Source organism: Deinococcus pimensis DSM 21231 (genome assembly GCF_000519345.1).
Lineage (GTDB): Bacteria > Deinococcota > Deinococci > Deinococcales > Deinococcaceae > Deinococcus_A > Deinococcus_A pimensis.
The window spans coordinates 185,589-186,480 of the sequence record NZ_KI912633.1 but is presented as its reverse complement, the minus strand read 5'-3'; the positions used below and the strand labels follow the sequence as shown (position 1 = coordinate 186,480).

The window sequence follows — 892 nt, the reverse complement described above, 5'->3', positions numbered from 1 at the left end:
CTCGCCGCCGCCCTCGCGGGGGGCACGGTCCTCGCGGGGACGGAACTCGCGGTTGCCGAAGCCGCCACGGTCACCGCCGCGCTCGCCGCCGCGGTCCTCGCGGGGGCGGAAGCCGCCACGGTCGCCGCCGCGATCCTCGCGGGGACGGAAACCGCCACGGTCGCCACCACGGTCGTCACGAGGACGGAACTCACGGTTGCCACCACGGTCGCCGCCGCGGTCGTCACGGTTGAAGCCGCCACGATCACTACGGAAGCCGCCGCGGTCCTCGCGGGGACGGAAGCCGCCGCCCTCGCCGCCACGGTCCTCGCGGGGGCGGAAGCCGCCACGGTCGCCGCCACGGTCGCCGCCACGGTCGTCACGGTTGAAGCCGCCACGATCCTCGCGGGGGCGGAACTCACGGTTGCCGCCGTAGCCACCACGGTCGCCACCGCGGTCGTCACGGTTGAAGCCGCCACGCTCGCCACGGGCGCCGCCGCCCTGGCCGATGGTCTCGCGCAGTTCGCGCATCTCGCGGCGCAGGCCGCGAAGTTCCTTGGACTGCTCGTCGAGCGTCTCCTGAAGCTTTCCGATCAGCTGGAGCAGGTCGTCGGCGTCGATGTACTCGTCGTCGGAGGTCTCGTCGGTGTCGGCCTGGCGGTCCTCGTCGATCGGCCCTTCCTGGAGCGCGTCGACAACGTCGCGCAGCTCCTCGGGCGTCTGGTCGTTCGTCATGAAAAATCCTTCCTACCCGCTGAGCGGATAACAATCAAGGATAGCACACCGTCCGTGAAGCCTTTCCTACGGTCAGGACAAGGTCCTGGGCGAAGACTGGGCTCATGAAGAAGTCGCCCCGTCCCGCTCCCGCCGCCGTTCGGCGCCGCTCCCTCCTGCTCCTCTCGCTGGGCGTCGC

The 892-nt window shown here is 71.2% G+C and carries 1 protein-coding gene; it reads left to right on the top strand.

Annotation, left to right across the window (positions count from 1 at the left end; translation table 11 throughout):
* Positions 1-822 (top strand): hypothetical protein (locus tag DEIPI_RS39035; RefSeq protein ID WP_211238248.1); only part of this gene is annotated, 822 nt, incomplete at its 5' end.
* Positions 823-892: the final 70 nt, after the last annotated feature.